14 protein-coding genes are annotated in these 12,783 nt (G+C 67.8%); 12 read left to right on the top strand and 2 right to left on the bottom strand.

Annotated elements, in window-relative coordinates:
* Positions 1–11 precede the first annotated feature (11 nt).
* Together mbtG and AT701_RS22020 are read left to right on the top strand one after the other, a co-directional pair.
* Positions 12–1,319: an NADPH-dependent L-lysine N(6)-monooxygenase MbtG gene (mbtG, locus tag AT701_RS22025; protein ID WP_011729884.1), complete on the top strand. Its 1,308-nt coding sequence runs from the start codon at positions 12–14 to the stop codon at positions 1,317–1,319.
* Positions 1,297–1,506, top strand: coding sequence for an MbtH family protein (locus AT701_RS22020; RefSeq protein ID WP_011729883.1), 210 nt, complete (start codon positions 1,297–1,299; stop codon positions 1,504–1,506). The genes mbtG and AT701_RS22020 overlap by 23 nt, the downstream gene beginning before the upstream one ends.
* Positions 1,507–1,512: 6 nt before the next feature.
* Here AT701_RS22020 and AT701_RS22015 read toward each other — a convergent pair whose 3' ends face one another.
* Positions 1,513–1,827 carry a type II toxin-antitoxin system VapB family antitoxin gene (locus tag AT701_RS22015; protein WP_003895874.1) on the bottom strand — a complete coding sequence of 105 codons (315 nt, stop codon included), beginning with the start codon at positions 1,825–1,827 and terminating at the stop codon, positions 1,513–1,515.
* A 193-nt stretch (positions 1,828–2,020) separates the two neighbouring features.
* Between AT701_RS22015 and hrcA the strand changes: the two genes are divergently transcribed.
* The 10 genes from hrcA to era all read left to right on the top strand — a co-directional run bounded on the left by hrcA (position 2,021) and on the right by era (position 11,123).
* Positions 2,021–3,052 carry a heat-inducible transcriptional repressor HrcA gene (gene hrcA / locus AT701_RS22005; protein ID WP_011729881.1) on the top strand — a complete coding sequence of 344 codons (1,032 nt, stop codon included), beginning with the start codon at positions 2,021–2,023 and terminating at the stop codon, positions 3,050–3,052.
* Positions 3,053–3,116: 64 nt separating this feature from the next.
* Positions 3,117–4,262, top strand: coding sequence for a molecular chaperone DnaJ (gene dnaJ, locus AT701_RS22000; RefSeq protein ID WP_011729880.1), 1,146 nt, complete (start codon positions 3,117–3,119; stop codon positions 4,260–4,262).
* A gap of 19 nt (positions 4,263–4,281) precedes the next feature.
* Complete coding sequence (locus tag AT701_RS21995) at positions 4,282–5,022, top strand: 16S rRNA (uracil(1498)-N(3))-methyltransferase (protein WP_011729879.1); 741 nt, start codon at positions 4,282–4,284, stop codon at positions 5,020–5,022.
* 87 nt (positions 5,023–5,109) lie between these two features.
* Positions 5,110–6,513, top strand: coding sequence for a C4-dicarboxylate transporter DctA (gene dctA / locus AT701_RS21985; RefSeq protein WP_042510587.1), 1,404 nt, complete (start codon positions 5,110–5,112; stop codon positions 6,511–6,513).
* A 113-nt stretch (positions 6,514–6,626) separates the two neighbouring features.
* Complete coding sequence (locus AT701_RS35395) at positions 6,627–6,794, top strand: hypothetical protein (protein ID WP_003895869.1); 168 nt, start codon at positions 6,627–6,629, stop codon at positions 6,792–6,794.
* A 160-nt stretch (positions 6,795–6,954) separates the two neighbouring features.
* Positions 6,955–8,001, top strand: a complete 1,047-nt coding sequence (locus AT701_RS21970) for a PhoH family protein (protein WP_003895868.1) — start codon at positions 6,955–6,957, stop codon at positions 7,999–8,001.
* Positions 7,998–8,534 (top strand): rRNA maturation RNase YbeY, encoded by a 537-nt coding sequence (ybeY, locus tag AT701_RS21965; RefSeq protein ID WP_003895867.1) that lies wholly within the window; start codon positions 7,998–8,000, stop codon positions 8,532–8,534. The genes AT701_RS21970 and ybeY overlap by 4 nt, the downstream gene beginning before the upstream one ends.
* Positions 8,531–9,901: a hemolysin family protein gene (locus tag AT701_RS21960; protein ID WP_003895866.1), complete on the top strand. Its 1,371-nt coding sequence runs from the start codon at positions 8,531–8,533 to the stop codon at positions 9,899–9,901. Before ybeY ends, AT701_RS21960 begins: the two co-directional genes overlap by 4 nt.
* Positions 9,894–10,211 (top strand): cytidine deaminase-like protein, encoded by a 318-nt coding sequence (locus AT701_RS21955; RefSeq protein ID WP_003895865.1) that lies wholly within the window; start codon positions 9,894–9,896, stop codon positions 10,209–10,211. The genes AT701_RS21960 and AT701_RS21955 overlap by 8 nt, the downstream gene beginning before the upstream one ends.
* Positions 10,212–10,223: 12 nt before the next feature.
* A complete protein-coding gene (gene era, locus AT701_RS21950; protein WP_003895864.1) occupies positions 10,224–11,123 on the top strand; it encodes a GTPase Era in 900 nt (299 codons plus the stop codon).
* A gap of 31 nt (positions 11,124–11,154) precedes the next feature.
* Here the strand turns inward: era and AT701_RS21945 are convergent, their stop codons facing one another.
* Positions 11,155–12,744 (bottom strand): amidase, encoded by a 1,590-nt coding sequence (locus tag AT701_RS21945; RefSeq protein ID WP_058126585.1) that lies wholly within the window; start codon positions 12,742–12,744, stop codon positions 11,155–11,157.
* Positions 12,745–12,783 lie beyond the last annotated feature (39 nt).

Genomic DNA, 12,783 nt, shown 5'->3' with positions numbered 1-12,783 from the left:
TGAGCGAGAGAGTGAGCGAGACGACCCCACGGCTGGCGGTCATCGGTGCGGGCCCCAAGGGAATCGCGGTGGCAGCCAAGGCCGCTGAACTGCGGGCGATGGGCGCCGCCGCGCCCGAGGTCGTCGTCATCGACCGTGCGGGCGTGGCCGCCAACTGGCAGGCCGTCGGCGGATGGACCGACGGGCAGCACCGGCTCGGCACGAGCCCCGAGAAGGACGTCGGCTTCCCGTACCGCTCGTCGCTGGTGCCACGGCGCAACGCCGAACTCGACGAACGGATGATGCGGCACAGCTGGCAGTCCTATCTCGTCGACATCGGCCAGTTCGCCGAGTGGATCGACCGCGGCAGGCCCGCACCCACTCATCGGCGGTGGAGCCAGTACCTGAACTGGGTGGCCGACAACATCGGCATGTCGCTGATCACCGGCGAGGTGACCAGGATCGGTCTCGGGGATGACCAGAACTCGTGGACGTTGCACACCCACGAGGACACCGTGGCCGCCGACGCCGTGATGATCACCGGGCCCGGCCAGGCCGAGAGGTCGATCCTTCCCGGCAACCCGCGTGTGTTGTCCATCGCGCAGTTCTGGCACCGCGCGGCGGCCAACGAGCTGATCTCCGCCGAGCGGGTCGCGGTGATCGGCGGCGGCGAGACCGCCGCGACGATGCTCAACGAGCTTTTCCGCCACCGGGTTTCGGCGATCACCGTGATCTCTCCGCAGGTCACGTTGTTCACGCGCGGTGAGAGTTTCTTCGAGAACACGCTGTACTCCGACCCCACGCACTGGGCCGGACTCACGCTCGACGAGCGACGAGACGCCATGAACCGCACCGACCGCGGGGTGTTCTCGGCGCGCGTCCAGGAGTCGCTGCTCGCCGACGACCGCATCCGCCACCTGCGCGGCCGCGTCGCGCACGCGGTGGCCCGGGACGAGAAGATCCGACTGACCCTGCAGACCAACTCCGGCAGCGAGCGTCTGGAGACCGTGCACGGCTTCGACCTGGTGATCGACGGCTCCGGTGCCGACGCGCTGTGGTTCGTGCCGTTGCTGGCGCAGGACGCGCTCGACAAGCTCGAACTGGGGCTGGGGCGCCCACTGACCGGCGACACCCTGCAGGAGTCCATCGGCTACGACCTCGCGGTCACCGGCGTGACGCCCAAGCTGTTCCTGCCCGGCCTGGCCGGCCTCAACCAGGGACCAGGATTTCCCAACCTCAGCTGCCTCGGGTTGCTGTCCGACCGGGTGCTCGGCGCCGAGATGTCCGTGACCACCGACCGAACGATCAGGAGAACCGATGAGCACCAATCCGTTCGATGACGACAACGGCACCTTCTACGTGCTGGTGAACGACGAGGACCAGCACAGCCTGTGGCCGGCGTTCGCCGATGTGCCCACGGGCTGGCGTGTGGTGTTCGGTGCGGGCACCCGCGCCGAGTGCCTGGATTACGTCGAGGCGAACTGGACCGACCTGCGGCCGAGGACGCTGCGCGAGGCCGTTCGATAGGCCCGTTCAGGCCTCCTGCGGCGCCAGCGCGTCCATGTCGAACAGGCGGGCGTGCAGGATCGTGCGGTTACGCAGCGCTGCGCGCACCGCGCGGTGCAGCCCGTCCTCCAGGTAGATGTCGCCGCGCCACCGCACGGCGTGGGGGAACAGGTCGCCGTAGAACGTGGAGTCCTCCGACAGCAGGCGGTCGAGCGCGAGCACGGTCGTGGTGGTCACCAGCTCGTCGAGGCGCAGCTGCCGGGGCGGGATGCGAGACCAGTCCCGATAGGTCAGGCCGTGCTCCGGATACGGTTTGCCCTCAAGGACGCCTTTGAAGATCATCGCTGGCGCACCTGCGAGACACCCGTGCTGCACGGGTTCGGCATCGGCGGCATGGGTGTAAAGGCTAGTACCGATCGGCGAATTTTCCACCGGTTGCTTTCACCTGCTCACGGCGCGGAACACTCGGTCGGCAAAGGACCTGCTCCGGACCCGTAAAATAGGGGAATCGCAGCTACGAAGGGCAGGTGATGGTGTGGGTAGTGCCGACGATCGTCGTTTCGAGGTACTGCGTGCAATCGTCGCCGACTTCGTCGCGACCAAGGAACCCATCGGGTCGAAGACGCTCGTCGAGCGGCACAACCTGGGAGTTTCCAGTGCCACCGTGCGCAACGACATGGCGGTTCTGGAGGCCGAGGGCTACATCACGCAGCCGCACACCAGCTCGGGTCGGGTCCCCACCGAGAAGGGGTACCGCGAGTTCGTCGACCGCATCGACAACGTCAAGCCGCTGTCGTCGTCGGAGCGTCGCGCGATCCTGAACTTCCTGGAATCGGGGGTCGACCTCGATGACGTCCTGCGCCGTGCGGTACGCCTGCTCGCGCAGCTGACGCGTCAGGTCGCCATCGTGCAGTATCCGACGTTGTCGACCTCGTCGGTGCGCCACCTCGAGGTGGTGGCGCTGACCCCGGCCCGCCTGCTGCTGGTGGTGATCACCGACACCGGGCGCGTGGACCAGCGGATCGTCGAACTCGGCGACGCGATCGACGAACACGAACTGTCCAAGCTGCGTGACATGCTCGGTCAGGCCATGGAGGGCAAACCGCTCGCGCAGGCCTCGATCGCGGTGTCGGATCTCGCGAGCCACCTCAACGGCAGCGACCGTCTGGGGGATGCCGTGGGACGCGCCGCGACGGTGCTCGTGGAAACCCTCGTCGAGCACACCGAGGAACGGTTGCTGCTCGGCGGCACCGCCAACCTCACCCGTAACACCGCCGACTTCGGCGGATCGCTGCGGTCGGTGCTCGAAGCGCTGGAGGAGCAGGTCGTGGTGCTGCGCCTGTTGGCCGCCCAACAGGAGGCAGGCAAGGTGACCGTGCGGATCGGTCACGAGACCGAGGCCGAGCAGATGGCCGGGGCGTCGGTGGTGAGCACCGCGTACGGCAGTTCGGGCAAGGTGTACGGCGGCATGGGTGTGGTCGGTCCGACCCGGATGGACTATCCCGGAACCATCGCCAACGTCGCGGCGGTCGCCCTCTACATCGGCGAAGTCCTCGGCAGTCGTTAGGCAGTCGGTAAACAGTCTTTGATGCAGCCGGAGAACCCGGCACAGAAAGGTCAGGCAAGACAGCGTGGCACGTGATTACTACGGCCTGCTCGGAGTGAGCAAGGGTGCGAGCGATTCGGAGATCAAACGCGCCTACCGGCGTTTGGCACGTGAGCTGCACCCCGACGTCAACCCCGACGAGGAGGCCCAGCACAGGTTCACCGAGATCCAACAGGCATACGAGGTCCTGTCCGATCCGGAGAAGCGCCGGATCGTCGACATGGGCGGCGACCCGATGGAGTCGGTCGGCGGAGCGCCCAACGGCTTCGGCGGGTTCGGCGGTCTCGGTGACGTGTTCGAGGCGTTCTTCGGTGGCGGCACCACGTCGCGCGGCCCGATCGGCCGCGTCCGGCCGGGCTCGGACTCACTGCTGCGGATGCGCCTGGACCTCGAAGAGTGCGCCACCGGCGTGACCAAGGAGGTCACCGTCGAGACGGCCGTGCTGTGCGATCTGTGCCACGGCAAGGGCACCAACGGCAACTCGTCGCCTGCCACCTGCGACACGTGCGGCGGCCGCGGTGAGATCCAGACCGTGCAACGGTCGCTGCTCGGCCAGGTGATGACGTCGCGGCCGTGTCCGGTCTGCGGCGGCGTCGGCGAGGTGATCCCCGATCCGTGTCACCGCTGCGGCGGCGACGGCCGCGTGCGCGCCCGCCGCGACATCAGCGTCAAGATCCCAGCGGGCGTGGGCGACGGCATGCGGGTTCGGCTCGCCGCCCAGGGCGAGGTCGGACCCGGCGGCGGCCCCGCGGGCGACCTGTACGTCGAGGTGCACGAGAAGCCTCACGACGTGTTCGTGCGCGACGGTGACGATCTGCACTGCACGATCTCGGTGCCCATGGTCGACGCGGCGCTGGGCTGCACGGTCACCGTCGACGCGATCCTCGACGGGCCGACCGAACTGACCATCCCGCCGGGCACCCAGCCCGGTTCCGTGACGACGCTGCGCGGGCACGGCATGCCGCATCTGCGTTCGGGTGTTCGTGGTGACCTGCACGCCCACATCGACGTCGTGGTGCCCACACGCCTGGAGAACTCCGACATCGAGTTGCTGCGCAAGTTCAAGGAGAACCGCACGCGCGACACCGCCTCGGTGCGCACGGCACAGGGCTCCGCCGGTTCCGGCGGTGGCCTGTTCAGCCGCCTGCGCGAGACGTTCACCGGTCGCTGACGGACGTGGGCGCCACACCATGAGCGCGGCGCTGTTCTACGTCGACGTGCTGCCCGGTGCGGGGGAATTGGCCGTCGTCGACGGCGACGAGGGCCATCACGCCGCCAATGTGCGCCGCATTCGCGTCGGCGAGCGCATCGACCTCAGCGACGGGGCGGGCACGCTCGCGCACTGCGTCGTCGAGAACACCGCGAAAGGCAGTGTCTCCGCACGCATCACCGAACAGGTGACGCTCCCGCCCGCACGCCCGTCGGTGACGGTCGTGCAGGCGCTGCCCAAATCGGATCGCTCCGAACTCGCCATCGAACTGGCCACCGAGGCCGGTGCCGACGCCTTCGTGGCCTGGCAGTCCGCGCGGTGCGTGGCCCGCTGGGACGGACCCAAGGCCGACAAGGGTCTGCGCCGCTGGAGTGCGGTCGCCCGCTCGGCGGCCCGCCAGTCCCGCCGCGCGTACATCCCTACCGTCACGGGTGTCGAGTCGACGCGGGATCTGTTGCGCCGCATCGCGTCCACCGATTCTGTGGTGCTCGCACTCCACGAATCGGCCACCGCGCCGTTCGCCGAAATACCTGTCGCCCAATCCGATTCGGTGATCCTGATCATCGGCCCGGAAGGTGGCATCGCCGACGACGAGATCGCCGCGCTGACCGATGCTGGCGCACACGCCGTGCGTCTGGGCCCCACGGTGCTGCGCACCTCGACGGCCGCTGCGGTGGCACTGGGCGCTCTCGGCGCGTTGACGTCGCGCTGGAACATCTAGCGGCCGAACGCGAATATATTTCGCGCGTTTCGCCGCCGAAACATCGCGAACACGTCGCGGTGACCCGCCGTGGATACGGTGCCGCGAATGGGGGCACCGACAATCGATCCACCGCGCAGTGACGTGGCCGCCTCGGCCACCCGATCGCCGTGGTACTCATCACTTTTCATCCAGCTGCTCGTCGCGATCGTGGCCGGCATCGTCGTCGGCTGGCTGTGGCCCGATGTCGGCGGCAGCCTGAAACCACTGGCAGACGGCTTCATCAAGCTGATCAAGATGCTGATCGCGCCGATCATCTTCTGCACCGTGGTGCTGGGCATCGCCCACGTCGGTGATCTGAAGTCGGTGGGGCGCATCGGCGTGAAGGCGCTGATCTACTTCGAGGCCATCACCACCTTCGCGCTTCTGTTCGGCCTCGTGGTGGGCAACGTGGTCAAGCCGGGCGCGGGCTTCAACATCGACGCGCAGACGCTGGCCACCGGGGCAGAGGCCGTCGCCGCGAAGACCGGTGACGGCGAACTGCCGCACACCGTGGAGTTCCTGCTCAACATCATCCCGAGTTCGGTGGTGTCGGCGTTCGCCGAGAACGCGCTGCTGCAGGTGTTGTTCTTCGCGGTGCTGTTCGGTCTCGGCCTGGCGAAGTTCGGCGAGCACGGCCCACCCGTGGTGCTCGAGTTCATCGACCACCTCAGCCACATCTTCTTCACCGTGATCGGCTGGATCATGAGGCTCGCGCCGCTGGGGGCCTTCGGGGCGATGGCCTACATCATCGGCCAGTACGGCATCGGGTCGCTGGGCAGCTACGCCAAGCTGATCGCGGCGTGCTACGTCGCGGCCGCGCTGTTCATCGTGATCCTGGCCGTGGTCACCAAGGTGTTCGCCGGGGTCAACCTGTGGAAGTTCTTCCTCTACATCAAGGACGAGATGTTCCTGGCGCTCGGCACCGCGTCCACCGAGGTGGTGCTGCCGCGGGTCATGGCCAAGCTGACCAACGCCGGGTGTTCACGCACCACGACCGGACTGGTGGTGCCGACCGGCTACTCGTTCAATCTCGACGGCGCGACGCTGTACCTGTCGATCTGCGTGCTGTTCCTCGCGCAGGCGCTCGGCGTCGACCTGAGCCTCGGCGAGCAGATCATGGCGGTGCTGGTGCTGATGCTCACCTCGAAGGGCATGGCCGGTGTGCCGGGTTCGTCGTTCCTGGCGCTGTCGGCCACGGTCGCGGCGATCGGGCACGGCGCCATCCCGGTCGCCGCGGTGGCCCTGCTGCTGGGAGCCGACCGGATCATGGATTCGATGCGCGTGTCGGTGAACCTGCTGGGCAACTGTGTGGCCACGCTGGTCGTCGCGGCCTGGGAGGGCCAACTCGACCGGGAGCGGATGCGCAAGGTGCTGGCCGGGGAGGACGTCCCGCCACTCGACGAGCTCGCCGAGGCGGACGGTTCGGGCCGGGGCACTCCCGTCGGCGCTCAGGCCGGATCCCGAGACTGATGTGCTTCCTGCCACATTCGGCCCTACGGCGAAATTAATGCCGCCACCTGCAGGTTCACTTAACTGTAACGGTTCGAAAAAAGCAGAGACAGATACGAGAGAAGTTGAGATCGATGAAGAAGTTCGGATTCGCAGGCATCGTCGCCACCGGCCTCGCCGCCGCGGTCCTCGGTTTGGCTGCCCCCGCGCAGGCGGGCGTCGACCACCACACCTGGATCAACCAGATCGGGCCGCACGTGAGCGTGCCCCAGGTGGACACCACGGTTCATCAGAGCCGCTGACCACAGACTGAACTGCGCGAGAGGCACCCCCGATGGGGTGCCTCTCGGCGTATGGCCGACGTAATCATTGGGCCGACTCCTTGACCAGCGGTAAACTCAGATCAGCAGCACGGTCACCACGGCCGTCGACAGAACACAGAAAGCAGGCACGAAACACCACGTGACGCCCCGCGACACGAACGCTGACTCGACGGCCACCGCACAGGAATCTGTCCGCAGCAGCATCACCGTTCCGCCCGACATCATCGTGGGCCTGCTCGGCTCGGCTGACGAGAACCTTCGGGCCATCGAAAAAGTTCTCACCTCCGACGTGCACGTACGCGGTAACGAGGTCACCTTCTCCGGTGAACCCGCCGACGTGGCGCTCGCCGAGCGCGTGGTGGCCGAGTTGGTCGCCGTGGCATCGAGCGGACAGGCCGTGACACCGGAAACCGTGCGCCACAGCGTGGCGATCCTCACCGGCGCCGGCGACGAGTCCCCGGCCGAGGTGCTGACGCTGGACATCCTGTCGCGGCGCGGCAAGACGATCCGGCCCAAGACGCTCAACCAGAAGCATTACGTCGATGCGATCGACGCGCACACCATCGTGTTCGGCATCGGACCCGCCGGTACCGGCAAGACCTACCTGGCGATGGCCAAGGCCGTCAACGCGTTGCAGACCAAGCAGGTCAACCGGATCATCCTGACGCGTCCGGCCGTCGAAGCCGGTGAGCGCCTCGGCTTCCTGCCCGGCACGCTCAGCGAGAAGATCGACCCGTACCTGCGTCCGCTGTACGACGCGCTGCACGACATGATGGACACCGAACTCATCCCGAAGCTCATGAGTGCCGGGGTGATCGAGGTCGCGCCGCTGGCGTACATGCGCGGCCGCACCCTCAACGACGCGTTCATCATCCTCGACGAGGCCCAGAACACCACTGCCGAGCAGATGAAGATGTTCCTGACGCGCCTGGGATTCGGTTCGAAAATCGTTGTCACGGGCGACGTCACACAGGTGGACCTGCCCGGCGGGGCCACCTCGGGCCTGCGTGCGGCCATGCAGATCCTCGACAACATCGACGACATCCACTTCGCGGAGCTCACCAGCGCCGACGTGGTGCGCCACCGTCTGGTGTCCGACATCGTCGACGCCTACGCGCGTCACGAGGAACCCGCGATGCTCAACCGGGCGCAGCGTCGTTCCTCGAACGGGCGGCCGCGCCGATGAGCATCGAGGTCTCCAACGAATCGGGTTACGACGTCTCCGAACCCGAGCTGATCAGCGTCGCGCGGTTCGTCATCGAGAAGATGGACGTCCATCCCGCCGCCGAGCTGTCGATGGTGCTGCTCGACAGCGCCGCGATGGCCGATCTGCACATGCGGTGGATGGACCTGCCCGGTCCCACCGATGTCATGAGCTTCCCGATGGACGAGCTCGAGCCGGGCGGACGTCCGGATGCGCCCGAGCCGGGTCCGGCGATGCTCGGTGACATCGTGCTGTGCCCCGAGTTCGCCGAACAACAGGCCGCCAAGGCCGGGCATTCGCTGGGCCACGAGCTGGCGCTGCTGACCGTGCACGGTGTGCTGCACCTGCTCGGGTACGACCACGCCGAGCCGGACGAGGAAAAAGAGATGTTCGCCCTGCAGCGTCAGCTGCTGGAGGAATGGGTGGCCGATCAGGTCGAGGCCTACCACGCCGACCGGCAGAGCGAGAAAGATCGACGGCTGCTGGACAAGTCCCGATACTTCGACGAACCGTGACCGGACTCCTACCGCTGATCGGCGTGATCACCCTGGTGGTCTTCGGCGGTCTGTTCGCGGCCATCGACGCGGCGTTGTCCACGGTTTCGATCGCCCGCATCGACGAACTGGTGCGCGACGAACGTCCCGGCGCCGCACGTCTGGCGACGGTGGTCGCCGAGCGTCCCCGCTACATCAATCTTGTTGTGCTGCTGCGGATCATCTGCGAGGTCACCGCCACGGTGCTGCTGGCGTCGATCCTCGACGGGCTCCTCGGCGTCAGCTGGGGCCTGGTCACCGCCGCGGCCATCATGGTCGTCACGAGCTTCGTCGCGATGGGTGTCGGTCCCAGGACCGTGGGCAGGCAGAACGCCTACTCCATCGCGTTGATGTCGGCCATCCCGCTGCAGGCGCTCTCGGTGCTGCTGACCCCGATCAGCCGCCTGCTGGTGCTGCTCGGCAACGCGCTCACCCCCGGCCGTGGTTTCCGCAACGGGCCGTTCGCGTCCGAGATCGAACTGCGTGAGGTCGTGGACCTCGCGCAGCAGCGCGGCGTGGTGGCCGACGAGGAGCGCCGGATGATCCAGTCGGTGTTCGAACTCGGTGACACCGCCGCACGCGAGGTGATGGTGCCGCGCACCGAGATGGTGTGGATCGAGGCCGACAAGACCGCGGGCCAGGCCACGTCGCTCGCGGTGCGCAGCGGCCATTCCCGGATCCCGGTGATCGGTGAGAACGTCGACGACATCGTCGGCGTGGTCTACCTCAAAGACCTTGTGCAGCAGACGTACTACTCCACCAACGGGGGACGCGACACCACGGTCGCGCAGGTGATGCGTCCGGCGGTGTTCGTGCCGGATTCCAAGCCGCTCGACGAACTGCTCAGCGAGATGCAGCGCGACCGCAACCACATGGCCCTGCTGGTCGACGAATACGGCGCGACGGCTGGGCTGGTGACGATCGAAGACGTGCTGGAGGAGATCGTCGGTGAGATCGCCGACGAGTACGACACCGACGAGGTGGCCCCGGTCGACGAGATCGACGACCACATCTACCGTGTGTCCGCGCGGCTGCCGATCGAAGACCTCGCCGAACTCTACGAACTCGAACTCGACGAGGATCTCGACGTCGACACCGTCGGCGGGCTGATGGCCTTCGAGCTGGGCCGTGTTCCGCTGCCCGGCGCCGAGGTGACCTGGGAAGGGCTACGCCTGCGTGCCGAGGGCGGCCCCGACCACCGCGGCCGGGTCCGCATCAACACCGTGCTGGTGTGCCCCACCGAACCCGTCGAGCCCGAGTTGCACACCGTGCCGGGCGATGAGAACAGTGGCCGCACGCGCCGAGGCGACAGGGGCGATCGCTCGCGAGGAGGAGAAAAGGATGAGTGAACTCGACGCCGAGGACGCCAAGCTCGTCGTGCTCGCCCGAGGGGCGATGGCGCGCGCCGAGGCCGGATCGGGCGCCGCGGTGCGCGATCAGGACGGCCGCACGTATGCCGGCGCGCCGGTGACACTGGCCGCGCTGCAGCTCACCGCGCTGCAGTCCGCGGTGGCCGCCGCGGTCTCCAGCGGTGCGACGGGAATCGAGGCCGCGGTCCTGGTGGGCGGTTCGGGCGACGACGCCGGAGTCGCCGCGGTGAAAGAACTTTCGGCCGACGCCACGGTGATCGTCACCGATCGGGCGGGTGCGCCGGTATGACAGGGGTTGGCGTTGACTGAATTCCGTTCCGGCTTCGTGTGTTTCGTCGGCAGGCCGAACACCGGCAAGTCGACGCTGACCAATGCCCTGGTGGGTCAGAAGGTCGCGATCACGTCGAACCGCCCGCAGACCACGCGGCACACCATCCGCGGCATCGTGCACCGCGAGGATTTCCAGATCATCCTCGTCGACACCCCGGGCCTGCACAGGCCGCGCACGCTGCTGGGTCAGCGGCTCAACGATCTGGTCAAGGACACCTACTCCGAGGTCGACGTCATCGGCATGTGCATTCCCGCCGACGAGGCCATCGGGCCCGGCGACCGGTGGATCTATCAGCAGATCCGCGCCGTGGCGCCCAGGACCACGTTGATCGGCATCGTCACCAAGATCGACAAGGTGCCCAAGGACCGAGTGGCCGCGCAACTGCTCGCGGTGAGCGAGCTCATGGGGCCCGACGCCGAGATCGTGCCGGTGTCGGCGACCTCAGGGGAGCAACTCGACGTCCTGACGAATGTCCTGGTGTCTCAGCTGCCCCCGGGGCCGGCCTACTATCCCGACGGTGAGCTCACCGACGAGCCCGAGGAAGTGCTCATGGCCGAGCTCATCCGCGAGGCCGCACTCGAAGGCGTGCGCGACGAACTGCCGCACTCGCTGGCCGTCGTCATCGACGAGGTGTCACAACGGGAGGACCGCGACGACCTGATCGACGTGCACGCGATTCTCTACGTCGAGCGCGACAGCCAGAAGGGCATCGTGATCGGCAAGGGCGGGGCCCGCCTGCGCGAGGTCGGCACCGCGGCCCGCAAGCAGATCGAAAAGCTGCTCGGCACAAAGGTTTACCTCGACCTTCGGGTCAAGATCGCCAAGAACTGGCAGCGCGATCCCAAACAGTTGGGCAAGCTGGGCTTCTAGCCTCACCTTTGCCAGATCCGCGTGAGGTGGATCAGCGCAACGCGTTGACCGCGGCGACGGCCTGCGACACGTCGTCGCGGGGCTCCTGGCGCTCGTCGGCGGTCATGACAGCCGCCTGCTCATCCTCGGGCTCGGTGACCCGTTGCGTGGTGACCTCGGCAACGGTCTGCAGGCCGCGCCCCTCGGGGGTGTTCCACCACACCGCAGGCTCTTTGGCGGCCCAGCCGGTGATGGCCTCGAGTTCGGCGGCCAGCGAGATCAGCAGCGGTTCACTCTCGGCCGGGCCCATGAGCTGCACGCCGATCGGCAACCCGTCGGAGGTGAAGCCGGCCGGGACGTTGATCGACGGCCAGCCCAGCAGGTTCCACGCCCACGTCAGCGGACACGCCGCAATCGCCTTGCGCTCGGTCGCGAGCCACCCGAGCCGGTCGCATTCGTGCACCGGTGGCGGCGGCTGGGCGGTGGTCGGCGCGATGATGACGTCGACGAGGTTGAAGATCCACGACATGCGCCGCTGCACAGCGGCCTCGTGGGCGCGCGCCTTGCGCAGCACGTTCTGCGAAAGCAGCCGACCGATGCGCATGTTGGCGACGGTGCGTTGGTCGTAGACGATGCCGTGGCCGGCGGTGTCGAGCCGGTCGTCCCAGTCGAGCAGGCCCGCGGTCGAGCGCGACAGGAAGTCCCACGACATCCGCATGCTGTAGTTCGGGTCCTTGGCCTTCACGGTGTGGCCGAGTTCGCCGAGGTGGTCGGCGATCGTCTGCAGGGCCGCGAGGATCTCGGGGTGGATCTTCGCGTGGACACCCGTGAACGGGATCTTCGTCGACATCGCGATGCGCAGCGGGCCCGGTGCGACCCCGACATAGTCGGACGCCTGGATCGGCGCCGGCTTGTGCAGGTCGCCGTCGGCGTTTCCCGAGGCCGCGTCGAGCACCAGCGCCGCGTCGACGACGGTGCGGGCCAGCACACCGTGCACGGTGACGCCGTTGAACGCCTCGGGCTGCGGCCACGTCGAGATGCGTCCGCGCTGCGGTTTGATGCCCACCAGATGGGTCCACGCCGCCGGGATCCGGACGCTGCCCGCACCGTCGGAACCGATGGCCGCCGCCACCAGGCCCGCGGCGACCGCGGCCGCACTGCCGCCCGAGGAGCCGCCCGGCGTGTGCTTGCGCGACCACGGGTTGCGGGTGTGCCCGAACCCTGGGCCGCTGGTGAAATGCCACTGCCCGAGCTCACACGTGTTGGTCTTGCCGACGATCACCGCGCCCGCGGCGCGCAGCCTGCGCACCACCTCCGAGTCGGCCTCGGCCACCCGGCCGTCGCCTTCCGTGCCGAACCGGGTGGGCACTCCGGCGATGTCGACGTCGTCCTTGACCGCGATCGGCACCCCCAGCAGCGGGAGCTGTTTGCCGGCCGCACGGTCACGGTCGGCCTTGGCCGCGTCGGCGAGCGCCTGTTCGGTGAGGACCACGCGGAACGCGTTGAGGGTCGACTGGCTCGCGTTGATCGCATGCAGCGATCGCCGTACCAGCTCGTCGGAAGTGATGGCACCGCTGGCGAGTTGGTACAGCTGATTGGTCAGCGTCGGGAACGTCGAGTCGCAAGCCGTTGATTTTCCCATCACTTTCGAGGATATCGGCGGTGCGAGTCGGGCCTTGTC

This window comes from Mycolicibacterium smegmatis (genome assembly GCF_001457595.1).
GTDB classification, from domain to species: domain Bacteria; phylum Actinomycetota; class Actinomycetes; order Mycobacteriales; family Mycobacteriaceae; genus Mycobacterium; species Mycobacterium smegmatis.
Note: the sequence above shows the minus strand (reverse complement) of the source record. Positions and strands in the feature narration are given on the sequence as shown.

Bases quoted from the DNA above. Each gene is read 5' to 3' on its own strand.
- AT701_RS22020 (WP_011729883.1), top strand. From the start codon at position 1,297: ATGAGCACCAATCCGTTCGATGACGACAACGGCACCTTCTACGTGCTG.
- AT701_RS22015 (WP_003895874.1), bottom strand. From the start codon at position 1,827: ATGATCTTCAAAGGCGTCCTTGAGGGCAAACCGTATCCGGAGCACGGC.
- AT701_RS21995 (WP_011729879.1), top strand. From the start codon at position 4,282: ATGAGCGCGGCGCTGTTCTACGTCGACGTGCTGCCCGGTGCGGGGGAA.
- dctA (WP_042510587.1), top strand. From the start codon at position 5,110: ATGGGGGCACCGACAATCGATCCACCGCGCAGTGACGTGGCCGCCTCG.
- AT701_RS35395 (WP_003895869.1), top strand. From the start codon at position 6,627: ATGAAGAAGTTCGGATTCGCAGGCATCGTCGCCACCGGCCTCGCCGCC.
- ybeY (WP_003895867.1), top strand. From the start codon at position 7,998: ATGAGCATCGAGGTCTCCAACGAATCGGGTTACGACGTCTCCGAACCC.
- AT701_RS21955 (WP_003895865.1), top strand. From the start codon at position 9,894: ATGAGTGAACTCGACGCCGAGGACGCCAAGCTCGTCGTGCTCGCCCGA.
- AT701_RS21945 (WP_058126585.1), bottom strand. From the start codon at position 12,744: ATGGGAAAATCAACGGCTTGCGACTCGACGTTCCCGACGCTGACCAAT.